This is a genomic window from Bacteroides stercoris ATCC 43183 (assembly GCF_025147325.1).
Taxonomy (GTDB): Bacteria; Bacteroidota; Bacteroidia; order Bacteroidales; family Bacteroidaceae; genus Bacteroides; species Bacteroides stercoris.
In genome coordinates this window covers 3,139,209-3,164,325 of record NZ_CP102262.1, presented here as the reverse complement: position 1 = coordinate 3,164,325, position 25,117 = coordinate 3,139,209, and the positions used below count along the sequence as shown (strand labels likewise).

Genomic DNA, 25,117 nt, shown 5'->3' with positions numbered 1-25,117 from the left:
ACCTCATACTATTTCTTTCTCATAACTCATATGGCTGTATTTTGTTTATCTTATGGTAATATTGGCATAAATTATAGCCAAAATCGTACGCCGATTATAGTCAAAATTGTACTTCCTGCTGAAAACCAGCCGCTTTATCTCACCTGAAAACTGTCAAGATAGGGGGTGAAATCTGTCAAATGATAGTTTTCACCCCAAAGAATACCCGTATTCCAGCCCTCAGGACTTGGAAACTTCCGTATACTTGCAACTACTAAACCGAAACGAATATTAACCATTTTAAAAAATTAGCAAAGTATGAATACTTACAGTTTTAGAAAAGATTTACTTGCCGTGCAAGAAGAACTGCTTCGCTTTGCATACAAATTAACGGCCGACCGGGAAGAAGCGAATGATTTGTTGCAGGAGACCTCTCTTAAAGCCTTGGACAATGAGGATAAATATGAACCCGACACCAACTTTAAAGGTTGGATGTATACCATTATGCGTAACATCTTTATAAATAACTACCGGAAGATAGTCCGTGAACAGACTTTCGTAGACCAGACCGATAACCTGTATCACCTGAGCATGCCGCAGGATTCCGGTTTCGCCAGTACCGAAGGCGCATACGACCTGAAAGAAATGCACCGCATCGTCAATTCATTGCCGCGCGATTATAAAGTGCCCTTCTCCATGCACGTTTCCGGATTCAAATACCGCGAAATTGCCGAACGCCTCGGACTCCCCCTCGGAACGGTAAAAAGCCGCATCTTCTTTACAAGACAGAAACTGCAGGAAGAATTGAAGGACTTCATTTAGAGTCTGTCCGGTTTCTGCCCGGCATTCTTTCGGGAGTTCTTGGGGCTGTTTCTCTAAGGAGCATAGCGGATTGTGTGACGGATAAAAAGAGGAAAACAGCGGTGAGGTGAAAGAAAATGTGTGAAGAGAAAGAGTCCGCAAAAGACAGGGTGCGATACGGGCAGTCTAAAGTAGAACTTTAGAATCGCCAAGTAGTACTTTAGACTTCTAAAGTGCCACTTTGGATGTCTCAAGTCAAACGTTGCGTCCCTTGTTCCTCAATTTCTTATTTCCCAATTTACCAAATGATATAAAACATATCTTTCAAGTGAATATTTATGGGATTATTTTGACTATATGTCAGAATAATCCTTTATATTTGTATATATCAAGTTAACCGAGTGAACAAATAGCTAATTACCTATTACAATGAAAAAAGAAATCAAATTCAGTCTTGTTTACCGAGATATGTGGCAGTCGTCCGGTAAATACCAGCCGCGAGTGGACCAGTTGGTACGCATCGCACCGTTGATAATCGAAATGGGGTGTTTTGCCCGGGTCGAGACCAACGGCGGAGCTTTCGAGCAAGTGAACCTTCTCTATGGCGAGAACCCCAACAAGGCAGTACGCGCCTTTACCAAACCCTTTAATGATGCAGGCATACAGACCCACATGCTCGACCGCGGACTGAATGCGCTGCGTATGTACCCCGTTCCCGCCGATGTACGCCGCCTGATGTATAAGGTAAAGCATGCACAAGGTGTGGACATCACCCGTATTTTCTGCGGACTGAACGAAACGCGCAACATCATCCCTTCTATCCGCTATGCGCTCGAGGCAGGCATGATACCGCAGGCAACGCTCTGCATCACTCATTCGCCCGTGCATACGGTAGAGTACTATGCACACATTGCCGACCAGCTCATTGAGGCGGGAGCACCCGAAATCTGTTTGAAGGATATGGCAGGCATCGGCCGTCCGGGTATGCTGGGCGAGCTGACAAAGGCTATCAAGGAGAAGCATCCCGATGTATTGATACAGTATCACGGACATAGCGGTCCGGGACTTTCAATGGCATCCATCCTTGAAGTATGCGAGAACGGCGCCGATATAATAGATGTGGCTATGGAGCCCATGTCATGGGGAAAGGTGCATCCGGACGTTATTTCCGTACAGGCCATGCTGCGCGATAAAGGCTTCCAGGTGCCCGACATCAACATGAAAGCCTATATGAAAGCACGTGCCATGACGCAGGAATTCATAGACGACTTCCTCGGTTACTTTATCGACCCCACCAACAAGCATATGTCGTCCCTGCTCCTGAAGTGCGGACTTCCGGGCGGTATGATGGGTTCCATGATGGCAGACCTGAAAGGCGTGCACTCCGGTATCAACATGATACTGAAAAGCAAGAACCAGCCCGAACTCAGCATAGACGACCTGCTGGTAATGCTTTTTGATGAAGTGGAATATGTATGGCCCAAGCTGGGTTATCCGCCTTTGGTGACTCCGTTCAGCCAGTACGTCAAGAACGTGGCGCTGATGAACGTGATGCAACTGGTGAAAGGCGAGGAACGCTGGACGATGATTGACAACCATACGTGGGATATGATTCTGGGCAAGAGCGGACGCCTGCCGGGTAAGCTGGCTCCCGAAATCGTGGAGCTTGCCAAATCCAAAGGTTACGAATTTGTTGACACAGACCCGCAGTCCAACTATCCGGATGCTTTGGACGAATACCGCAAGGAGATGGACGAAAACGGATGGGAGTATGGCGAGGACGATGAGGAGCTCTTCGAGCTGGCTATGCACGACCGGCAGTACCGTGACTATAAGTCGGGCGTTGCCAAGAAGCGTTTCCGCGACGAGCTGGAGCGCGTAAAGGACGCTTCCATGGCAAAGAGCGGATATTCGGAAGAGGAGATAAAGAAGCTGAAACGCGCCAAAGCCGATCCTATCATAGCCCCGTCCAAAGGGCAGGTGCTTTGGGAGGTTTCCGTGGAAGGTCCGTCCTCAGCGCCGTTTATCGGGCGTAAGTATCAGCACGATGAGGTGTTCTGCTATGTCTCTACACCGTGGGGCGAGTACGAAAAGGTAATGACCGGCTTTACGGGCCGTGTTGTGGAGGTATGTGCCCAGCAAGGCGCCAACGTCAATAAGGGAGACGTCATAGCGTATATCCAGCGGAGCGATATCTTTGCATAATGATTGGTAAGGGTGTGTCAAGGCCTATCCGGGGCTTGACACACCTGTTTGTTTCAGGTATTTATTTATCAGTTCTTTCAATATCTCCTGCGTATAGGGCTTTATCAGGAAATCATTGCATCCTGCATCGAGAGCCGCTTGTCTGTCATGTTCGTAGGCATAGGCGGTAAGAGCTATGATGGGTATCCCGGGCGAAAGCTCGCGGATGATTTTCGTTGCGTCCAGTCCGTTGAGGTTGGGCATTTTCATATCCATCAGAATTAGATCCGGATGCAGCTCCTCGAACATGGTTACGGCTTCCATGCCGTCCTTGGCGCGTTCCAGGTGGTATGACTTTCCTAATATTGCTTTGGCAAGGATGTAGTTGCTGTCCGTATCTTCGGCTATCAGGATAGTGGGCTGCCGGGTGTCCCGGGATGCTCCGGTTGTTTGTGTCGCTTGGTGTTCGTGCGTTTCTTCATTAAGGCCGTAAGTATTGTTGCCTGTTTCTGCATTGCCGGGAGTGTTGAAGCTGGTTTCGGATACAGAGTTCTGTTCCTCCGCTGTTTCCCTTTTGTCTTTTGCCAGAGGCAGGGTAAAGGTAAAAGTCGTTCCTTTCCCCACTTCCGAACAGACGGAGATGGTTCCGCCCAATCGTTCGATAATGGTTTTGCAGATAGACAGTCCCAATCCCGTACCTTGCGCAAAGGTATTCACCTTTACAAAGCGTTCAAAGACCTTTGCCAGTTTGTCAGTTTGGATGCCGATGCCGGTGTCGCTGACGTAAAATTCTATTTCGTTTCCTTTGCGGCGGTATCCGTAGCCGACGCTGCCTCTTGTGGTGAATTTGAAGGCATTTCCGATGAGGTTCGATATAACTTGGAAGATGCGGTTCTTGTCGCCTTCAACGGTAATCTCCTCGTCCGAGGCTTCGTAAACAAGCTCCACACCTTCGGGACAGCGGAATTTCAGTGCGTCGTGTATTTCCTTGCAGAGCGGGTGCAGGCGCACCGGGGTGATGGTGAATTCTACGATGCCTGCTTCAATCTTGGAGAGGTCCAGGATTTCGTTTATCAGTTGCAGAAGTCTTTCGTTGTTGGCTTCCACGATGTCGTAGTAGTTTTGCCGCTCTTCGGCATCGGTGCTCTCGGCAATGATTCTGGAAAAGCCTACGATGGCGTTGAGCGGGGTACGTATCTCGTGGCTCATATTGGCAAGGAAAGCCGATTTCAACTGGTCGGAAGTCTCCGCTTTCTCTTTGGCCACGAGCAGTTCCCGTTTCATCCGTTCCATTTCGGTGATGTCCCATTCGATACTCAATAGGATGGGTGGGAAGTCGTTGCTTTCAATACGCACCTTCCGTTTGTCCAGAAAGATGGATTTACCGTTCTGGTCGTGCTCTTCGGTAATCCAATGCTTCTCGATTCCGGTCCGGGCTATTTCAACATCCTGCTTTCTCTTCTCTTGTGCCAGCTCGGGAGGATAGAAGTCGAAATCGTCTTTGCCCAATGCCTCTTTAAGGGGGATGTTGCGGTTGTACGATTCGCGGTTGCGGTACAGGTATTTAAAGCCGCTTTGGATGTCCTTGACAACGATACCGGCAGGCAGGTTTTCAATGGTTTTGTCCAGAATCTGACTGAACCGTTTGATTTGCTGCTCGTTCCTGATGCGTTGGGTGATGTCCCGGCTGAATCCCCATAGGATGGCCTCGCCTTTGTCGCTTGTCACCCAATAGGCACTTCCTTCCATAGCCAGCACTTCGGGGTGTTCGGGCAGGGGATGGTAGAGGATGAAGCCGTTACGTTTTTCTCCCTTTCTGAGTGACTTGATTAATCTTTGCCAGGAATTCTCGTCTTGTTGTGCATTTGCGTTTATCCGGTAGATGTTCAGTGTGCTGACGTCGTCCGTTATGCTGATGTTGTGATGCTCCCGGAAACGGCGGTTGGCAAAGACGAGCGTACCGTCTTCACGGGCGGCAAATATGTCTTCGGTGGAGTTATTGATGGCGTGTGTCAGCAGGGTGATGTCATTGCGCCGTTGCTGGATGTCGGTAATGTTCTGTATGTAGCCTTCCAGAATGCCGGTTCCGTCGGGGAGTGTTTCGTGCGAGAAGGTTTTCAGGCGGATATAGAATATCCGTTTCTTGAAAAGGATGCGGTAGTCTATGCTGTTTTCTGTATTTCCCTGAAGGTTCTGTGCCAGCCACTTGCCGAATATTTCCCTATCCTCGGGCAGGATGTACATAGTGTAGTCCTGAAGCGGAATTTCCTGTTCCTCTGCAGTGCACATTACACCGGAGTGACCGGTGTAGTAGAAGCATTGCCTGCCGGAGTTGTATTTCCATCTTCCGATGAGGGCGGCTTTCTGTATTTCATTAAGTTCGTGGTTTTTCTTTTCCAGTTCCCGTTTGCGTTGGCTACGTTCGGTGATGTCGCGGTATTGGCAGAGCACCATATCTTCGTAGGGGCGCATGATGCACTTAAAGAAGTAGGTCTCGCTGCCGATAGTCAGTTCGTAGTTCCGGGCGGAAACTTCCTTGTACGCAAGTACTTTCTTGAATTCGGGGTAAACCTGCCGGTAGGTAACAGACGGTAGCAGTTGGAGTATGTTCCTGCCCAGTAACTGATTTTCTTTCAAAAACCACAAGTCTGCGTTATGTACTGCGATGTCCACGCAGATGCCGTTTCTGTCCAATAAAATCATGGTGTCCGATGTCAGCTCCAGCAGCTTTTCGGCATTCTCCGCGTTTTTCAGGATGTTTTTCATAGTTCTCTTGTTTTATGCCCTCCGTGCTTTTTCCCATGCGCCGCCGGCCTGCCCCCGCCGTTTGCGCAGGTAGTTGAAGCCGCGGACAACATTAATGTTCATGAAAAGAAAATAATAAGGAACAAAGAGTATTTTATTCTTGATACGTTTTGCTGACAGGTAATGCCCCCAGCTTGCCATGAAGTAGAACAGTGCTTGCAGCAACCAAATGACGGCATAGAGCAGAGGGGTGTTTGACGTAAAAATGAGAATCGTATTGAGGGGGAACAGCAGGAACAACAGTACGGGCGTAAGCGACCATCTCAGTACGCGGTGGGATATGTATTGAAAACAAAACACACCGTAGCGCAGCGGATTGAGCAATGCACGCAGACGCCAGACGGACTGTAAGCCGCCAGCAGCGATACGCACTTTGCGTTTTTCTTCTTCGTGCATGTCTGCCGAACCGTTTTCTACGGCATAGGCATCGGCGCAATAAGCGATGGTATATCCGCGCATCACAATGCGCAGGGAGAGGATGAAGTCGTCCAGCAGTGTGTCGGCAGGCATCTCCTCGTACAGCTCGCGACGGATGGCAAACAACTCTCCGGCTGCTCCTACGGCAGAGTAGAGGCGGGAGTCCAGTTGCTTGAGGGCGGACTCGTATTTCCAGTAAAGGCCTTCGCCGCCGGATGCAGCATTGTCTTTGTCCTGTAAGGCGATGCGCTTCTCTCCGGCCACACAGCCTACTTTGGGATTGGCGAATGCGCGTACAATCTCGCGCAATGCTTCACGGTTGAGGTGTGTATTGGCATCGGTGAATACCACAAGCGGGGTGGTGACGAACCGGATGCCGCGGTTCAGTGCAGCGGTCTTTCCCTCTCTTTGGGGTTGATAAAGCACGGTGGCTTGCGGCCAGTGCGAGAGACGTTCGTTGGTGCGGTCGTTGCTGCCGTCCGTTATCCAGAGTATGTGCAGCTTGTCTGCCGGATAGTCCAGGGAAAGGCTGTTGCGCATCTTATCGTCTACGACATCTTCTTCATTATAGGCAGTAATGAATAGCGTCAGTTCGGGAAGCATGCAGTCTGCCGGCAGGGGCGGGGGAGGTGTTTGACGAAAACATTCCTTTAGTCTGACCAGGACATAAAGGAGCATTCCATAGCCTATATATGTATAGAATATAACGAGTAAACTTATCCAAAAGACAGTTTCGCAAATTTTCATCCGTATCAGATTCTTATATTTCTATTTCGGGAGCAGGGGGATTAATGCCCAAAAATATGGATAATCTTTTGGCGGTGCAAGAAAAAGGAAGAATTTATTAGTGATTGGCAGGTAAACGGTGGATGATTGCTGACGGGCAGACTGTCTTATTATGCCGTATGGCGCTAACGGCTGCCCGTCAGTTATTTAAAATGCTTCCGTCATATTGAAATAGAACAGCGTCTGGTCGTTTACGGTATTTTTGCCTAAGTCCAGACGCACGTTCATACGGGGTTGGACTTCGATGCGCAGACCTACACCGTAGTTGGGCAATACGCCTTCAATCTTGCCCATGGTGGGGCCCATGAAACCGCATCCGGTCCAGGCCACGAAGCCGATGTGATGCAGCAGGCGTTTTATCCAGTTGCTGCGGTCGGTGTTTATCATCTGGCGGTATTCGGCCATGACAACGTGCGAGGATTTGTCGCGATACTGTCCCATGTAGTAGCCGCGCAGGTCGAAAGGCGTTCCGATCAGGGAGTATTGGGTGAGGGGGACATTGCCGAATACGTTCTTGCTTTGCGCGGTCCAGGCGAATACCTTGCGGTGGCCTACGGACTTGTACTGGCGGTAGTCCAGTTCCAGACGGTAGAAGTTGTTGTCACTGCCGAAAGCCTTGCTGTACATCATGCCCCGGAAATCCAGGTATATACCCTTGTAGGCGTTGGCGGGAATGTCGCGGCTGTCGTAAGTGAGGAGGAAGCCGAGACCGACGTTGAAGTTCTTGTAGCCGTTGGCCGTACCGCCGGCTGCCACGTAGTCGGGCTCTTCGATGAGATGCTTGGCAGGGTCGGTTATCTTGTCGTAGTTGATGTCTACCTGCGGGCCGGCAAAGACGTTGCTTTCTCCCAGGCGGAACAGGAACCACGGGTTGATTTGTATGCCGCTGTAACGGTATTTGCTGGTACTGTCGCTTCGGACGTAATCTTTGTTCGTGCCGTAACCGATGCCGTAGAAGTTATCTTCCGTATTCTTGTAGACAAACTTTCCGAAGATGCGGAAGCGGTCGCCTTTAAAGAAGAGCTGCGGCTTTACCATCAGGTTGACGCCGCCTTTGAACATATAGGCTATGGACATGGGCAGCACCGAACGCAACTGTGTGGTGTCGCTTGGATTCATACGGAAAGTCATCAGCGCGCTTCCGCCTATCAGTGCGCCGAAATCGGGCGTATAGCTAGGGCCGCCCAATATGTTATAGTGGAAATTTCTACGGGCTACCCTTTGTTTGCGCAATTCCTTTTTGGTCAGTGCGGGAGTGGTGTCGTTGGTAGCTGTAACGGTCTGCTCTTGTGCTGAAACAGTCGTCAGTATCAGTATCAGAGTAAATATACTCAGTATGTATTTTCTCATATCGTACGAATATGGCTGCAAAGAAAACTATTTTATTTGAATTGGTTTTGAATAGAATAGATAATAAATCTAAAGAGGGCACTAAAATTATCAAAAAAGACATTACATTTGCTTTGTCAAGGCTTTTAGATGGGGAATGCAAAGTTCATAGACATAAGAGAATACTCTGTATGCTTTGTCTGCTTTGTGGTGAAAGTATCTGTTTATCATCTTATTTAATATCGAACATACATAACAAATAATGAAATGAACAAACGTATTTTATCTGTAATTGTTTTCGGCGCCGCACTGCTTTCGGTGCAGGCGCAGGACGGCAAGGGCGGGATAAGCCCTGCCATGCTCGGCCAGATTCAACAGAGTTATCAAGGTACGCCTTCCGACAAGGCGTTGCGCAATGCCATCGGCAACAACGACATCCGCAAGCTGGCGCTCAACCAGGAGAATATGCAGGATATGGATACCCATTTTTCTATCAAGGTGGATTCCAAAGGCATCACCGACCAGAAGTCTTCCGGCCGTTGCTGGCTGTTCACCGGGCTGAATGTAATGCGTGCCAAGGCCCTTGCACGTTATGGTTTCCCGGCTTTCGAATTCTCGGAGATATATCCTTTCTTCTGGGACCAGTTGGAGAAATCCAATCTCTTCCTGCAAGGCATCATCGACACTGCCGACAAACCGTTGGACGACAAGACGGTGGAATGGCTGCTGAAACATCCGTTGAGCGACGGCGGCACATTCACCGGAGTGGCGGACATCGTTTCCAAATACGGCCTTGTGCCCAAATCTGCCATGCCGGAGACGAACAGCAGCGAGAATACCGCCCGTATGGCTAATCTCATCTCTTTGAAACTGAAAGAGTACGCCCTCCAGCTCCGCAACCTTGCTGCCGAAGGCGCCAAGCCTGCCGCTCTGGAGAAAGAGAAAACCGCCATGTTGGGCACTGTCTATCGCATGCTGGTGCTGAACCTGGGTGTTCCGCCTACGGAATTCGACTATGTGCGTACCGATGCCCAAGGCAATCCGGTGGAGACGGAGCATCATACCCCGATGTCTTTCCTTGAGAAATACGGTGACAAACAACTGCTCACCAACTACGTGATGCTGATGAACGACCCCAGCCGCGAGTATTACAAATGCTATGAGATTGACTACGACCGCCACCGCTACGACGGCAAGAACTGGACGTACGTAAACCTGCCCGTAGAGGATATCAAGCAAATGGCTATCGCTTCATTGAAAGACAGTACCATGATGTATTTCTCCTGCGATGTGGGCAAATTCCTGAATTCGGAACGAGGCTTGCTCGATGTGAAAAACTATGACTATGAATCGCTCATGGGCACTACCTTTGGAATGGACAAGAAACAACGCATCCAAACCTTCTCCAGCGGCTCTTCCCACGCCATGACACTGATGGCGGTAGACCTGGACAAAGACGGAAAACCCGTCAAATGGATGGTCGAAAACAGTTGGGGCGCTGACAGCGGCTACAAAGGCCACCTCATCATGACAGACGAATGGTTCGACGAATACATGTTCCGCCTGGTAGTGGAAACCAAATACGTCCCTGCTAAGATAATGGAACTCTTCAAACAAAAGCCCGTCCGCCTGCCGGCATGGGACCCGATGTTTGCAAACGATTAGCGGTTAGTGGTTAGCGATTAGTGGTTAGTGATTAGTGATTAGTAGGCTGCGCTATAACTCTGCAGGATATCCATTCCCAACCGTTCATCGCTAATCGCTAATCACTAACCGCTAATCCCTACCCTCGTGTTCGTTAACGAAAGGAATTACGGAAATTTCTCCGTAATTCCTTTCTTTTTTGCTCTTTATTCACATTCTTTTTTGCTACTTTTGCGGGCAAATTAATGAAACCATTATTTTATATAAACGCATGGCAAATGTAATTAAGTTACGCAAAGGCCTTGACATCAACCTGAAAGGCAAAGCTGCCGAAGAGTTTATGTCTGTGAAAGAGCCGGGATTCTACTCGTTGGTTCCCGATGATTTTACGGGTATCACTCCGAAAGTGGTGGTGAAGGAACAGGAGTATGTGATGGCCGGGGGACCCTTGTTTATCGACAAGAATCATCCTGAATTGAAATTTGTTTCGCCCGTAAGCGGCGTAGTGACGAGCGTGGAACGCGGTGCACGTCGTAAGGTGCTGAACATCGTGGTAGAGGCTGCCGCCGAGCAGGACTACGAGGAGTTCGGCAAGATGAACCCGTCCAAGATGAGCGCACAGGAAGTGAAGGACGCATTGCTGCAAGCCGGTATGTTCGCCTTTATCCGCCAACGTCCGTACGACGTAATCGCCGACCCGACGGTGACGCCGAAAGCAATCTTTATCTCCGCTTTCGACAGCAACCCGCTGGCTCCCGACTTCGAGTTCGTCCTGAAGGGCGAGGAAGCAAACTTCCAGACAGGACTTGATGCTTTGTCCCGCATGGCAAAAACCTATCTGAGTATCAGTGTAAAACAAAAAGCAGCCGCACTCGTGCAGGCAAAGAACGTTACCCTTACCGCATTCGACGGGCCTAATCCGGCAGGTAACGTAGGTGTACAAATTAACCACATCTCTCCCATAGTGAAAGGCGAGACGGTATGGACCATCGGCGCGGAAGCCGTAATCTTTATCGGCCGTTTGATGAACACCGGTCGCGTAGACCTCACCCGCACCGTAGCCGTAACAGGCAGTGAAGTGCTGAAACCCGCATACTGCAAGTTGCGTGTAGGCGCATTGCTCACCAACGTTTTCAAAGGCAATGTAACCACCGACAAAGACCTGCGCTACATCAGCGGTAATGTGCTGACGGGTAAGAAAGTTGCCCCCAACGGTTTTCTCGGCGCTTTCGACAGCCAGCTCTCCGTAATTCCCGAAGGAGATGAAATCCACGAAATGCTGGGTTGGATTATGCCGCGTTTCAATCAGTTCAGTGTCAACCGCTCTTATTTCAGTTGGCTGATGGGTAAGAAAGAATATGTAATCGACGCCCGTATCAAGGGTGGCGAACGCCATATGATTATGTCCAACGAATACGACCGCGTGTTCCCCATGGACATCTACCCCGAATATCTGCTGAAGGCCATCATCGCGGGAGACATCGACCGCATGGAAGCTCTGGGCATCTACGAAGTAGCTCCCGAAGACTTTGCGCTCTGCGAATTCGTATGCTCTTCCAAAGTGGAAGTCCAGCGTATTGTTCGTGCCGGTCTCGACATGCTCCGTGCCGAAATGGCTTAGGAAATTAAGAATTAAGAATTAAAAATTAAAAAATGACGGTTGAAACATTGCGATATAACCTGCCAAGTGTATACGGCGCAGCCTATTTCTCAATTTTCAATTCTCAATTATCAATTTAATAAATGAAAGCGTTAAGAAATTATCTCGACAAGATAAAGCCGAACTTTGAAGAGGGCGGCAAATTCCACGCATTTCGTTCGGTGTTCGACGGCTTCGAGACATTCCTGTTTGTGCCCAACACCACTGCGAAATCGGGAACGCATATTCACGACTCTATCGACAGCAAACGCATCATGTCGATGGTGGTTATTGCGTTGATGCCGGCGCTGCTGTTCGGTATGTATAACGTAGGTTACCAGCATTTCCACGCCACCGGTGCTGCCGGCGGTTTCTGGGAAATGTTCGCTTACGGTTTCCTGGCTGTATTGCCTAAAATCATTGTATCTTATGTAGTGGGTCTGGGCATCGAGTTTGTTGTGGCCCAGTGGAAGAAGGAAGAAATTCAGGAAGGTTTCCTGGTTTCGGGTATCTTGATTCCGATGATTGTGCCGGTAGACTGTCCGTTGTGGATTCTGGCGGTGGCCACTGCATTCTCTGTAATCTTTGCCAAGGAAGTATTCGGCGGTACGGGTATGAACGTGTTCAACGTTGCCCTGATTACGCGTGCCTTCCTGTTCTTCGCCTATCCTACAAAGATGTCCGGTGATGCCGTTTGGGTATCGGGCGACAGCATCTTCGGTTTGGGACAGACGGTAGACGGGCTCACCGTTGCCACTCCGCTGGGAGCAGCCGCTACTGCGGGCGCTTATCCGGAGTTCTCGTGGGATATGGTGACCGGCCTTATTCCGGGCTCCATCGGTGAAACCAGCGTCATTGCCATCGCCCTCGGCGCCATCCTGCTGCTGTGGACGGGCATCGCAAGCTGGAAAACGATGTTCTCCGTGTTCGTGGGCGGTGCATTCATGGGCTGGGTGTTCAACACCATCGGTCCGGACACTGCAATGGCCAACATGCCGTGGTACGAACATCTCGTGCTGGGCGGTTTCTGCTTCGGCGCCGTATTCATGGCTACCGACCCCGTAACTTCTGCCCGTACGGAAACAGGTAAGTACATCTTCGGATTCCTTATCGGCGCAATGGCTATCATCATCCGCGTGCTGAACCCCGGTTATCCCGAAGGCATGATGCTTGCCATCCTGCTGATGAATATCTTCGCTCCGCTGATTGACTACTGTGTGGTACAGGGCAACATCAGCCGCCGCGAGAAACGTGCAACCGCTAAGTCTAACAATTAAAATACCGGAAAAAGAAATGAATACCAATAGTAACAGTTATACTATCATTTATGCTTCGGTAATGGTTGTTATCGTTGCATTCCTGCTGGCATTCGTAAGTTCTTCTCTGCGTGCCACTCAGAACAAGAACGTGGAGCTGGATACGAAGAAGCAGATTCTTGCCGCCCTCAACATCAAGAATGTAGAGGATGCCGATGCAGAATATAATAAGTACATCAAGGGCGATATGCTGATGAACGAGGACGGTACGCTGACCGAGAACACCGGCGCATTTGCCACCGCTTACGAGAAAGAAGCCAAGGAAAACCACCGTCTGCACGTGTTTGTGGCCGAAGTGGACGGAGAGACGAAATATGTATTCCCCGTTTACGGTGCAGGTCTTTGGGGTGCTATCTGGGGGTATGTAGCCCTGAACAGTGACAAGGATACCGTTTACGGCGTTTACTTCTCTCATGCCAGCGAAACCCCGGGTCTGGGTGCGGAAATCGCAACCCCTCAGTTCCAGGGAGAATTTCCGGGCAAGAAGACACTGGAGAACGGTGAAATTGCCCTCGGCGTTGTGAAGAACGGAAAAGTAGAGAAACCGGACTATCAGGTAGACGGCATCTCAGGCGGTACTATCACCTCTGTGGGTGTGGATGCCATGCTGAAAACCTGTCTGAACAGCTACAAGAACTTTTTAACCAATAATAATGAGGAGAAATAAGAATATGGGAGCATTGTTTTCAAAAAAGAATAAAGAAGTATTCTCTACTCCGCTTGGACTGAACAACCCCGTTACCGTACAGGTGCTGGGTATCTGTTCTGCCTTGGCCGTTACCGCCAAGCTGGAACCGGCTATCGTGATGGGGCTTTCCGTAACGGTGATTACGGCATTCTCCAATGTAGTGATTTCATTGTTGCGCAAGACCATCCCCAACCGTATCCGTATCATCGTCCAGTTGGTGGTAGTTGCCGCATTGGTAACGATTGTAAGTGAGATTCTGAAAGCTTTTGCTTACGATGTAAGCGTGCAGCTTTCCGTATATGTAGGTCTGATTATCACAAACTGTATTCTTATGGGACGTCTGGAAGCATTTGCCATGCAGAACGGTCCGTGGGAGTCTTTCCTCGACGGTGTGGGCAACGGTTTGGGATATGCCAAGATTCTGGTTATCGTGGCTTTCTTCCGCGAGTTGCTGGGTTCGGGTACGTTGCTCGGTTTCAACATCCTGAACTACGAGCCTTTGCAGAAGATCGGTTATGTAAACAACGGCTTGATGCTGATGCCGCCCATGGCACTGATTCTCTGTGCCTGCATTATCTGGTATCAACGCGCACGCCATAAAGAATTGCAGGAAAAGTAATATAAATGAAGAATGAGGAATGAGGAATGAAGATTGTGCCGTCACTGTATGGAGATTCTTGATTCTTAATTCTTAGTTCTTAATTAAAAGAATTATGGAACATTTATTAAGTTTATTCGTCCGCTCCATTTTTGTGGACAATATGATATTTGCATTCTTCCTCGGTATGTGCTCTTATCTGGCCGTATCAAAGAATGTAAAGACTGCCGTAGGACTGGGTATCGCCGTAACTTTCGTGTTGGTGGTGACGCTGCCGGTCAACTACTTGTTGCAAACGAAAGTGCTGGGTCCCGATGCCATCATTGAAGGCGTCGACCTCAGCTTCCTGAGCTTTATTCTTTTCATTGCCGTGATTGCCGCTATCGTGCAGTTGGTGGAGATGATTGTGGAACGTTTCAGCCCTTCGCTCTACGCTTCACTGGGTATCTTCCTGCCGCTGATTGCCGTGAACTGTGCCATTATGGGTGCGTCACTCTTCATGCAGCAGCGCATCAACGTGGGCGAGAGCGATCCTAAATTTATCGGTGGCGTTGCCGATGCCGTTTCCTATGCACTGGGTTCGGGTATCGGCTGGTTGCTGGCTATCGTGGGTCTGGCTGCCATCCGCGAGAAGATGGCTTACTCTGATGTACCTGCTCCGCTGAAAGGCCTGGGCATTACCTTCATCACAGTAGGTCTGATGGCAATGGCATTCATGTGTTTCTCTGGTTTGAACATCTAAAAGAAAGGAATAAGACAATGGATATGAATTTGATATTAGCAAGCATTGGAGTATTCCTCGTGGTTGTTCTGCTGCTTGTGGTTATTCTGTTGGTAGCCAAGAATTTCTTGGTTCCATCCGGTAATGTGAAATTGACTATCAACGGCGAAAAGGAACTGGAAGTCGCTTCCGGTTCGACGCTGCTGAATACGCTGTCTGTCAACGGCATCTTCCTTTCCTCTGCTTGCGGTGGCAAGGGCTCTTGCGGACAGTGCAAATGCCAGGTTGTAGAGGGTGGCGGCGAGATTCTGCCTTCCGAAATACCTCACTTCAGCCGTAAGCAGGTTCAGGACCACTGGCGTCTGGGCTGCCAGGTGAAGGTGAAGGGCGACATGGGCATCAAAATCGACGAGTCCGTACTCGGCGTCAAAGAGTGGGAGTGCGAGGTTATCTCCAATAAGAACGTGGCTACGTTTATCAAAGAGTTTATCGTGGCATTGCCCAAGGGCGAGCACATGGACTTCATCCCCGGCTCTTATGCGCAGATTAAGATTCCTAAATTCTCCATGGATTACGACAAGGACATCGACAAGTCCCTTATCGGCGAGGAGTATCTGCCTGCATGGGAGAAATTCGGTCTGCTCGGCCTGAAATGCCGTAACGATGAAGAAACCATCCGTGCCTACTCCATGGCTAACTATCCTGCAGAGGGCGACCGCATCATGCTGACGGTACGTATCGCCACTCCGCCTTTCAAGCCGAAAGACCAGGGCCCGGGCTTCATGGATGTGATGCCGGGTATCGCTTCCTCTTACATCTTCACCTTGAAACCGGGTGATAAGGTAACGATGAGCGGCCCTTACGGAGATTTCCACCCGATTTTCGACTCCAAGAAGGAGATGATGTGGATTGGCGGTGGTGCTGGTATGGCTCCGTTGCGTGCGCAGATTATGCACCTCACGAAGACGCTGCACACAACCGACCGTGTGATGAACTACTTCTACGGCGCGCGTGCCCTCAACGAGGTGTTCTACCTGGAAGATTTCCTGCAGATAGAAAAGGATTTCCCCAACTTCAAGTTCCACCTTGCACTGGACCGTCCCGACCCGGCAGCCGATGCAGCGGGCGTGAAGTACACTCCGGGCTTCGTACACAACGTAATCTACGAGACTTACCTGAAAGACCACGAAGCCCCCGAAGACATCGAATACTACATGTGCGGTCCCGGCCCGATGTCCAAAGCCGTTGAGAAGATGCTCGACGACCTCGGCGTTCCGGCTCAGAACCTGATGTTCGACAACTTCGGCGGATAAGGAAACGGTGTTGTCAAAGACACATAATAGTAAAATAGTGAAGAAACTCCGGCAGGGCTGCGGCTCTTGCCGGAGTTTTTTTGTGGGCATAGGATAGAGGCGGTTCGAAAGAAATGAGTATCTTTGCTTTATCGTAATCTAAAAACAGTGGACGGTATGAGCAATAAAATATATCCTATCGGAATACAGAACTTCGAGAAAATCCGCAAAGACGGGTATTTCTATATCGATAAAACCGCTTGGGTTTATCAGTTGGCCAAGACCGGCAGTTACTACTTCCTCAGCCGTCCGCGCCGTTTCGGCAAAAGTCTTCTGATCTCCACCTTAGAGGCCTACTTTCGAGGGAAAAAGGAATTGTTCAAGGGACTGGCCATCGAGAAACTGGAGAAAGACTGGACAGAACATCCCATTTTGCATCTGGACTTGAACATCGAACGGTATGATACGCCCGAAAGTCTGGGTAATATACTGGAGAAGAACCTTTCCGAATGGGAAAAACTTTATGGCGCCGATGTTTCCGAACGTACATACTCTTTGCGCTTTGCCGGAATCATCAAGCGTGCTTGCGAGCAGACAGGGCAGCGTGTGGTAATCCTTGTGGACGAATACGACAAACCGATGCTCCAGGCTATCGGCAACGGGGAACTGCAAAAGGAATACTGCAACACGCTGAAACCTTTCTACGGTGTGCTTAAAACGATGGACGGCTGTATCAAACTGGCTTTCCTTACCGGGGTCACTAAATTCGGCAAGATCAGCGTATTCAGTGACTTGAATAACCTGGATGATATTTCCATGCAGGAAATGTATGTCGGTCTTTGCGGAATAACCGGACAGGAGATTCACGATAATCTTGAAGAAGAGCTTCACGAGTTGGCAGACGCTCAGAAAATGACCTACGAGGAAGCCTGTGCCGAGTTGAAGCGGAGATATGACGGCTATCATTTCGTAGAGAACACCGAAGGTATCTACAACCCTTTCAGCTTACTGAATACTTTTAAATATAAGAAATTCGGCAGTTACTGGTTCGAGACGGGAACACCCACCTACCTGATAGAACTGTTGAAACGCTACCATTACGACCTGGAACACATGGCGCATGCCGAAACGTATGCCGATGTGCTGAACAGTATTTATGGGGATGAGGAACCGTTGCCCGTAATTTTCCAGAGCGGTTATCTCACGATAAAGGGGTATGATGAACGTTTTGGAATTTATCGTCTCGGCTTTCCCAATCGTGAGGTGGAAGAAGGTTTTGTTAGATTCCTCATACCTTACTATACACGTTTCAACAAGATTGAAGCACCGTTTGAAATACAAAAGTTTGTACAGGAAATAGAGAGAGGAGAGCCCGATGCTTTCTTCCGCCGCCTGCAAAGTTTCTTTGCCGATACTCCCTACGAATTGGTGAAAGAACTGGAGCTGCACTATCAGAATGTGCTCTTCATCGTTTTCAAACTGGTGGGTTTCTATGTAAAAGCGGAGTATCACACTTCGCAGGGCAGGATAGACCTTGTACTGCAAACCGACAAGTACGTTTATGTAATGGAATTCAAACTGAACGGCACTGCGGAAGAGGCTTTGCAGCAGATTAACGACAAGCAGTACGCACTGCCTTTTGCAGCGGACAGCCGCAAGGTACTCAAGATAGGGGTGAATTTCAGTAATACTACGCGCAATATCGAGCGTTGGGTGGTAGAGGAACTTTAAGTCAGCCATATTGCTGCCATTGTTTTTTCTCCGTCTGTACCGGCTCTTTTTCTACACATGTGTTTTTTTCTTCAGTACATACTGATTGTTTTTCCAGTGGGTACCCTTTGTTTATCCCTGTTAAACTCAAAATTTATCCTCAATAAACTTGAAGTTTAACCGGGATAAATCGGGAGTTTGACCGGGATAAATTGTAATATACTTCATGCAGTGCAGAAAGTCCGTGTTGTTCTTCTTTTTGCTCTCAAAAAAATAGCTAACCTTATCTTTCGTGCATCTTCAAAAAAATAGTGAAATAAAAAGCATACCATCCTGCTATTGCTGACAAAAAACTGTTTATCTTTGCAGCAGTCCCGTTGGGTGCAATGGAACTGTTGTTTTTTAAGAAGCGTTATTGAAATTATCTTCTACAATCAAACTTCGCAACTTTGAAAAGTACTTGAAGATGATAACAACAACGCTCACGTCTGTGTTATATATCTACTTCTCTTCCGGGATATACGGGAGTGTCGTATCTATATACAAAATGGCGTGAGTGGCTGTTGTTTATCCAAGTACTGGGCAATGCGAAGGCCTGATTGTAGGATAAACAGATACAGCGACTCACGTTTTTTGTATGTTTAACTTAATAATATGGCACATGACGAAAAGAAAACGCATCTCCATTTGTATCCTGACGAAATTACTGACAGCATCATCGGCGCGGCTATTTGCCGCATTGCCGGTAATGCTACTGGCTGTACTTTTATCATTTTCACCCTACATTGTAATGCAGGGAGCTGAAAGAGACAGCCTGTACACATTCCGCTTCGTTCCTGAACAGGGAATGTTCTACGTCCCCTACAAGGAAAACAGTGCAGAGCTGGAAAGATTATCTGCTCTGCTAAAACAGCATCAGAAAGATATTCTTGCAGGGAATATCCCTGTATTTGTCAGCGGTTTCTGCCGGTCTGCATCGGTCGCTAAAGAGAACCGCCGTCTTGTACGTGAACGCAGCAACCGCGTAAAAGCGGAAATGATAGTGCGTAACGGCTTGTGTGAAGATTGTTTTCATACTACAAACTTCACGGGCGACAACGGGAAAGCGGATGATGTAGTGTTTGTACGCATTGTGTTGCCGGAAGATAAAGCGGTTGATGATCTGCCGGTGATGGGAGAAAGAATGCCTGGCTCTTCTTTAAATGACAATGTGAAATGTAGTGATTCTAAAGTAGAACTTTACACTTCTAAAGTAGAACTTTGCACTTCCAAAGTAGACCTTTACGAAGCCCCGGCAGTTACTGACAACTGTTATTCGAACCGCAACGTGGAATCTCCTCTCTCCACATCCGCAAACGTATCCGATTCAAGTGTAACCTTTTCCTTTCGAGGCTGGACTCTTGGTTTGAACATCGGTATTCCTTTCTTTTGGGGTGATATGCTTTCCATGTCTGCCGATAAAACCTACATTGGCATATCCGCAGGCCTACAAGCTGATTACCGTTTCTCCGATTTCTTTGGGGCAAATCTTTCTGCAGACTATGCACAGGGCAAGGCAGGTGCGCGGGACTATGCACAGCATTATCAACTCTCTCCTTCCGGTATGACGGCCTATTCTGACGGAACTGACTGCTCCCGACCTTACAAAGAACTTTACTCTAAAATATCCGTAGTAAATATAGGTTTGGGTTTGGATATATATTTCAATCGTTTTCTTGGTGTCCGTGCCTTGTACAGCCGGTTCCAGGCTGTTCTGACTCCTACCGTCTATGGGCAATTCTTCAAAGCCGACATATATAATAAGGCGACCGACACCCGGTTTTCCAATGGAATTACCCGGCCGAATACGGTTTCTCTCGGTTTAGGCGGAGCCTTGAGTTTCCGTTATCGTATCGCTTCCGATTGGAGTCTGCAACTGAAGAACAGCTTCCTGTGGATGACCGATAATAAATTCGATGGTATCACTACACCTTACGGGCATACACGCCATAATGTCCTGTGGATGCCCCAATTCGGCATACTCTGGACTTTGAAATGACAGAAACCGTTCATTTGATTAAAACCCATATTAAATTAAAACTTATACTTATGAAGAAGATTCTATTCCTGTTGCTTGCCGCAACATTTGCTTTATGCAATTGCACCAAGCAAGACCTTGATGAAATACGTGCCAAACAAGCAGAACTTGACACCCGCCTTTCTGCTCTGGAAGAGTGGCAAAGGGCAATAAACGGACAAATTGCGAGTCTGCAAAATCTTTTCTCCGCCCTTGAGGATAATGACTATGTGACAAGTGTCAGCGAATTGGCCGACGGAACCGGCTACGTGATAAACTTCATGAAGGGTGGAGCCATAACCATAAAGAACGGTGTCAAAGGAGATAAAGGGGAGACAGGTGCTACCGGAATACCGGGTAATGCGCCTGATATCGGTGTCAAAGAAGACAACGGCATCTATTACTGGACACTTGACGGTGATTATATAAAAGACGGTAACGGTAGCCCCCTGCGTGTCACAGGTGAACAGGGAAAACAGGGGGATGCAGGAGTAAAAGGTGATGATGCCATTGCCCCGCAAGTCCGGATTAATGCAGATAATAATGAATGGGAAATATCCACCGACAACGCTACTAACTGGATGCCCACGGGAGTAAAGGCTGTGGGTAAAGACGGTACGAACGGAGTAAACGGCACTTCCTGCTCTATCAAGGTTGATGATAGCAGCGACCCGGTCATTGTTATCATAACCAATACCGATGCCGATGGAAAAGAAACCGATACGGAAATTTCATTTCCCCTTTACCGGACTTTTTATATCGGTGATGATGCGAAAGCTGTACGGAATGCCGCACTGGTTGTTACCCACAAGGTGACGGAGATTCCTCTTGTACTTCCTGATGCTTTTTCCAAGAACGACTATACCGCCATTATGGCTCAAATCATCAGTAAGGATGCGAATACGGATATTCAGACTCGCGCAGCTACAGGCTCGTGGCAGGTCGCTGTAACAAAGCCGACTTTCAATGCTGACGGCAGTTACAAAGGAGACGCGAAAGTAACTGTGACAATGCCCGTGGGCATAGGGGAGGACGGAAGTACCCTTTTGGAAGTGACTCTTGTAGGGCAGGATGGTGGTAAAACGGTTTCCACTCGTGCCCTGACTGTTCCCAAATCCGGTGATTACTATTATAGCGACGGTTCTGTTTCGGGTCAGATCATCAGCGGTAATCCCGATAGGATTCCTGTCGGCATCGTCTTTTATGTAGGCGATATTGTGGCAAAGGATAGCCATTTGAAGGAAATATTAGGTGGCGGTAACGCTGATAATTATAAGTCGGATGATATTCACGGGCTGGTGGTTGCCTTGAAAGATGCGGGCAACCGTACTTATTGGCAGCGAAACTATACTCCGACCGGTATGAGCGTTGCCGATGCGAATGATATATGCGGATATGGCAATACATTGCAAATGAAAGAATGGAATGAAAAAGACAGTCATAGCGGCAATCTCATCGAAGCCTACGGATTGGTGGCTGAATATGCCACTGCCAATCCTGCTCCTGCCGGCAGCAGCGGTTGGTATTTTCCTTCCGTTCGCGAGCTTTCCACTCTTTGTTCGGGCTGGCAGTCCGCTTGGACGGACTCCGGTACGTATGGCGGTACAGACAGTCCCGGCAGTAATATTGATACGGTCAATGAAAAATTGTCCGCCTTGTCTGTATCGGGCATAGATGCCGAAAAGGTGGCAGGGGCGGTTTACTGGTCATCCTCGTCATATCGGTACAATGAAAAGATTGCGTTCATGGTCTATATGCTTAGCGGCAATGTGAATATGGACCGTAAGGACCTTACGTCTAACCGGGTACGTGCCGTTCTGGCTTTTTAGTACATCGGCGGAAAACGGTTGGCAGCGTGCGTGGGCAAACATTATAAACCATCACCTCGTTTTCCGCCAATCTTTTCGTATCTTTGCTCCATGAAGTTACGAAAAGAGTGTAATTTATTGGAAATGAGCGTAGGTTAATTGCTCTTGATAGTAATAGGTTACGATTTAGTTAGTTATCTACTGCATTATCCTTCTGCGCGTTGCGTAACCTTCAAAGAACTCTTCGTATGCAAAAGTAGCTATTTAATTCGAGATTTTGATATAAACTCCCGTTTTTTATCCCCTCATTCATAAGAATTTTCCGTAAAAGCGGTATTGTCCGTCGGCACACCATTGCCCAAAACGAGTTTGGAACAAACGTGTGCCGACTACCGCATAGCTGGAGAAAAGGGCATTGCCTCACGCCTAAACGATGTTTAGACAGATGAAGCAATGCCCCTTTCTTTTGCGCCTATGCCAAGAGGTGCTTTTACGGGTTTTCAAATGATTTTTCTTTTTTCGCTGTCTCTTTTGCCGGAAGCGGAAAGTGAATGCAGAGTGTGTCAGCCTGCCCCATGAATGAAACAGGCGCCCACACACAGCCGGACAAACCGGGAAGAATGATTGTTGCCACCCGGCTGAACAAGTTCCGTCGGATCGGAAACAATCATACTTCCTTTGTTGTGGTTTGCCCTTTTCACGCTTCCGGTGATGTCTTTTTCCTTTTGGTGATTCTTTTTTTTACGGATTTTCCCCTGAAGTTTTTTTCTACACAATCTGCCTCTGTTTTCGTTTACCTCCATTTTGCGCCTTTCAGTAAGCCGCATCAGTCAGTCATTTTCGTTCTGGGCGCAAAGGTAATTCCGGGATTGGACGGGAAAGCAAGGTCAAGCCTCCTGTTTTCGGTAAAAATCTCCAGCCCTGCGGGTAGTATTTTGACCGAAAAACCTTGCATTCCCTAATCCCTACCTTTTCAAGCACCCGAAACGAAAACGACCGATGCGACAGAAAGACGCATAAAAAAAATGTCGGATAAACGAGAGGCAGATAAGATAGTTTGAAACTCAACTCCCTCAGCTCTTGAATCCGCATTAAAAACAAAAAAATCAAAAACAGCGAAGATATGACGGCAACGGCAAATTTCAGACAAATGGCGCAACACATCGGGTTGGCGATATGCGGCTTGATGATGCGCACCGCCTTCGGGGTGTTCGGCATCCTTTGGGGCATCATCAGAGAGATTGTAAACGGAGTGTTCCGAGTGGCGATAGGTGTAATCGTGGCTATCCTTTCCACCATTGCCTTCTTTGGCTTCATCCTTTGGTTATTCACCCTTTAACCCTTACCGACATGGCAAAAAGAAACAGCAAGACGGCAGCGCAGCAGTGCAGATATTACGAGGTGGACAACATCTTCGTGTATATGGTGGAAACGTACATCAACGGCAATTTTGAAACTTTCCGAAGATTGTACCACGAACTGAACAAGGACGCACGGAGGGATTTCATGGACTTCCTTCTCAGCGAGGTAGAGCCGACCTATTGGAGAGAGATACTGAAACAGATAATCTAAAAATGACAGCGATATGAAAGGAACAGACCATTTCAAGAGAACGATATATATGTACTTGGAACAGCGTGCGGAGGAAGATGCGCTATTTGCAAAGAAGTACCGCAACCCTGCCAAGAACATGGACGAGTGCGTGACCCACATTCTGAACTATGTGCAGAAAAGCGGTTGCAACGGTTTCACGGACGGAGAGATATTCGGGCAAGCCATCCACTACTATGAGGAAAACGAGATAGAGGTGGGCAAACCGATGGACTGCCAAGTGGTTGTGAACCACGTTGTGAAACTCACGGCAGAGGAAAAGGCGGAGGCACGTCAGAACGCTGTCCGCAAATACCAAGAGGAGGAACTCCGCAAGTTGCAGAACCGCCACAGACCGTCAGCGAGAAAAGAAAACCAACCCCAACCCTCATTATTTGATTTAGGCTTATGAAACCGAAGACCAAGATACAGAAAGAGGTGGCAAGACTTTCCGCCAACCTTCGCCCCATATCAGCGACACAAATAGATTGGGCATACCGCCACTGCGTTGAGCATATCGGCTACCGCACCAAGAAAGGGAACATCACCTGTTCCGACTGCGGTCACGAGTGGCACAGCGACAGCGGACTATGCGACACCCTTGAAGGCTGCACCTGCCCCAAATGCCATGCCGAACTCAAAGTGCAGGACACACGCAGACGCATCTACAAGGAAACGCAGAATTTCAGCGTGATAACCACCTGCAAAGGGTATCAGGTAATCCGCGTGGCGCAGGTCAGATGCGAGAGCAGGAAAGGCGAACCGATGCGTTTCTACTGCCACGAGGTCGTGCAGCGTTGGATTTCACCCGACGGCAAGGTTACGGACATGGCGTTGCTCCGTGGCTTCCTTTTCTGCTATTGCGATGTGTGGGCATTAGGCAGCGATATGGAGGTAAGACCGCACAACAGCCTATACGATGATGTGGTGGCAAGAAGCTGTGCATATCCAAAGATGAGGATATTGCCCCAACTCAGACGTAACGGCTTCAAGGGCGATTTCCACGGCATCTCCCCCGTGCGTCTTTTCAAAGCCTTGCTTTCAGACCCAAGAATTGAAACCCTTATGAAAGGCGGTGAGATTGAGGTCATGAAACACTTTCTTTTCAATACCCGTACTGCCGATGAATGTTGGGCATCATATCTGATTGCCAAGCGTCACAAGTATCAGATAGACAACCTCTCAATGTGGTGCGACTATCTGCGTATGCTCAAAAAACTCGGTCAAGACCTCCGTAACCCGAAGAACATCTGTCCCGAAGATTTCATGGCGGCACACGACAACGCAACCCGAAAAATTGAAGCCATACACGAGAAGGAAAGAGCCGCAGAGCAACGCCGTTGGGAGATTGAAAGGCGTGAGCGTGAGCAACAGCGACAACTCCAACGAAAGAAAGATGCGGAGGATTTCATCGCCAACAAATCCAAATTCTTCGGCTTGGTAATCACGGACGAGGAAATAATCGTCAAGGTGCTTGAAAGCATAGACGAGTATTACAACGAGGGCAAGACGCAGGGCATCTGCGTGTTTGGCAGTGGATACTACAAGAAAGCCGACACCCTCATACTATCGGCAAGGATTGGCGATGAGATTATTGAAACCGTAGAGGTGGACTTGCGAACCCTCGAAGTGGTGCAGTGCCACGGCAAGCACAACCAGGACACCGAATATCACGAGCGCATCATAGACCTTGTGAACAAGAACGCCAACCTTATCCGTGAGCGGATGAAAGCGGCATAGCATAACCCCTAAAA

At 48.6% G+C, this 25,117-nt stretch carries 20 protein-coding genes; 17 read left to right on the top strand and 3 right to left on the bottom strand.

What is annotated here, in order from left to right:
- Positions 1–297 precede the first annotated feature (297 nt).
- Positions 298–801, top strand: coding sequence for an RNA polymerase sigma factor (locus NQ565_RS13175; protein ID WP_005653557.1), 504 nt, complete (start codon positions 298–300; stop codon positions 799–801).
- A 408-nt stretch (positions 802–1,209) separates the two neighbouring features.
- On the top strand, positions 1,210–2,985 hold the full coding sequence (locus tag NQ565_RS13170; protein ID WP_005653563.1) for an oxaloacetate decarboxylase: 1,776 nt from the start codon (positions 1,210–1,212) through the stop codon (positions 2,983–2,985).
- Positions 2,986–3,009: 24 nt separating this feature from the next.
- Here the strand turns inward: NQ565_RS13170 and NQ565_RS13165 are convergent, their stop codons facing one another.
- The 3 genes from NQ565_RS13165 to NQ565_RS13155 form a co-directional block, all read right to left on the bottom strand.
- On the bottom strand, positions 3,010–5,730 hold the full coding sequence (locus tag NQ565_RS13165; RefSeq protein WP_005653566.1) for a hybrid sensor histidine kinase/response regulator: 2,721 nt from the start codon (positions 5,728–5,730) through the stop codon (positions 3,010–3,012).
- A gap of 12 nt (positions 5,731–5,742) precedes the next feature.
- On the bottom strand, positions 5,743–6,933 hold the full coding sequence (locus NQ565_RS13160; protein WP_005653568.1) for a glycosyltransferase family 2 protein: 1,191 nt from the start codon (positions 6,931–6,933) through the stop codon (positions 5,743–5,745).
- A gap of 186 nt (positions 6,934–7,119) precedes the next feature.
- Positions 7,120–8,322, bottom strand: coding sequence for a BamA/TamA family outer membrane protein (locus NQ565_RS13155; RefSeq protein ID WP_005653570.1), 1,203 nt, complete (start codon positions 8,320–8,322; stop codon positions 7,120–7,122).
- Between the two features lie 246 nt (positions 8,323–8,568).
- On the opposite strand from NQ565_RS13155, the gene NQ565_RS13150 reads away from it, so the two are divergent.
- From NQ565_RS13150 to NQ565_RS13080, 15 genes are all read left to right on the top strand, one after another.
- Positions 8,569–9,966, top strand: coding sequence for a C1 family peptidase (locus NQ565_RS13150; protein WP_005653573.1), 1,398 nt, complete (start codon positions 8,569–8,571; stop codon positions 9,964–9,966).
- A 250-nt stretch (positions 9,967–10,216) separates the two neighbouring features.
- Positions 10,217–11,566 (top strand): Na(+)-translocating NADH-quinone reductase subunit A, encoded by a 1,350-nt coding sequence (locus NQ565_RS13145; protein ID WP_005653576.1) that lies wholly within the window; start codon positions 10,217–10,219, stop codon positions 11,564–11,566.
- Positions 11,567–11,688: 122 nt separating this feature from the next.
- On the top strand, positions 11,689–12,861 hold the full coding sequence (locus tag NQ565_RS13140; protein WP_005653578.1) for an NADH:ubiquinone reductase (Na(+)-transporting) subunit B: 1,173 nt from the start codon (positions 11,689–11,691) through the stop codon (positions 12,859–12,861).
- A 16-nt stretch (positions 12,862–12,877) separates the two neighbouring features.
- Positions 12,878–13,567 carry a Na(+)-translocating NADH-quinone reductase subunit C gene (locus tag NQ565_RS13135; RefSeq protein ID WP_016662928.1) on the top strand — a complete coding sequence of 230 codons (690 nt, stop codon included), beginning with the start codon at positions 12,878–12,880 and terminating at the stop codon, positions 13,565–13,567.
- 4 nt (positions 13,568–13,571) lie between these two features.
- Entirely contained in the window at positions 13,572–14,207 is a 636-nt protein-coding gene (locus NQ565_RS13130) for an NADH:ubiquinone reductase (Na(+)-transporting) subunit D (RefSeq protein ID WP_004294324.1), read from the top strand.
- Positions 14,208–14,301: 94 nt separating this feature from the next.
- Entirely contained in the window at positions 14,302–14,928 is a 627-nt protein-coding gene (nqrE, locus tag NQ565_RS13125; RefSeq protein ID WP_005653585.1) for an NADH:ubiquinone reductase (Na(+)-transporting) subunit E, read from the top strand.
- Positions 14,929–14,945: 17 nt separating this feature from the next.
- Positions 14,946–16,220: an NADH:ubiquinone reductase (Na(+)-transporting) subunit F gene (gene nqrF / locus NQ565_RS13120; protein ID WP_034536317.1), complete on the top strand. Its 1,275-nt coding sequence runs from the start codon at positions 14,946–14,948 to the stop codon at positions 16,218–16,220.
- A gap of 156 nt (positions 16,221–16,376) precedes the next feature.
- Positions 16,377–17,930, top strand: a complete 1,554-nt coding sequence (locus NQ565_RS13115) for an ATP-binding protein (RefSeq protein WP_005653588.1) — start codon at positions 16,377–16,379, stop codon at positions 17,928–17,930.
- Between the two features lie 640 nt (positions 17,931–18,570).
- Positions 18,571–19,947, top strand: coding sequence for a porin family protein (locus NQ565_RS13110; protein ID WP_016662926.1), 1,377 nt, complete (start codon positions 18,571–18,573; stop codon positions 19,945–19,947).
- A gap of 50 nt (positions 19,948–19,997) precedes the next feature.
- Complete coding sequence (locus NQ565_RS13105; protein ID WP_139168189.1) at positions 19,998–21,794, top strand: PL29 family lyase N-terminal domain-containing protein; 1,797 nt, start codon at positions 19,998–20,000, stop codon at positions 21,792–21,794.
- Between the two features lie 554 nt (positions 21,795–22,348).
- Complete coding sequence (locus tag NQ565_RS13100) at positions 22,349–22,735, top strand: hypothetical protein (RefSeq protein WP_009126113.1); 387 nt, start codon at positions 22,349–22,351, stop codon at positions 22,733–22,735.
- Positions 22,736–22,896: 161 nt separating this feature from the next.
- Positions 22,897–23,112 (top strand): hypothetical protein, encoded by a 216-nt coding sequence (locus NQ565_RS13095; RefSeq protein ID WP_004291535.1) that lies wholly within the window; start codon positions 22,897–22,899, stop codon positions 23,110–23,112.
- Positions 23,113–23,123: 11 nt separating this feature from the next.
- Positions 23,124–23,345, top strand: a complete 222-nt coding sequence (locus tag NQ565_RS13090) for a hypothetical protein (RefSeq protein ID WP_004291534.1) — start codon at positions 23,124–23,126, stop codon at positions 23,343–23,345.
- A gap of 13 nt (positions 23,346–23,358) precedes the next feature.
- Entirely contained in the window at positions 23,359–23,775 is a 417-nt protein-coding gene (locus tag NQ565_RS13085) for a PcfK-like family protein (protein WP_004291533.1), read from the top strand.
- Positions 23,772–25,103, top strand: coding sequence for a PcfJ domain-containing protein (locus NQ565_RS13080; RefSeq protein WP_004291532.1), 1,332 nt, complete (start codon positions 23,772–23,774; stop codon positions 25,101–25,103). The genes NQ565_RS13085 and NQ565_RS13080 overlap by 4 nt, the downstream gene beginning before the upstream one ends.
- Positions 25,104–25,117 lie beyond the last annotated feature (14 nt).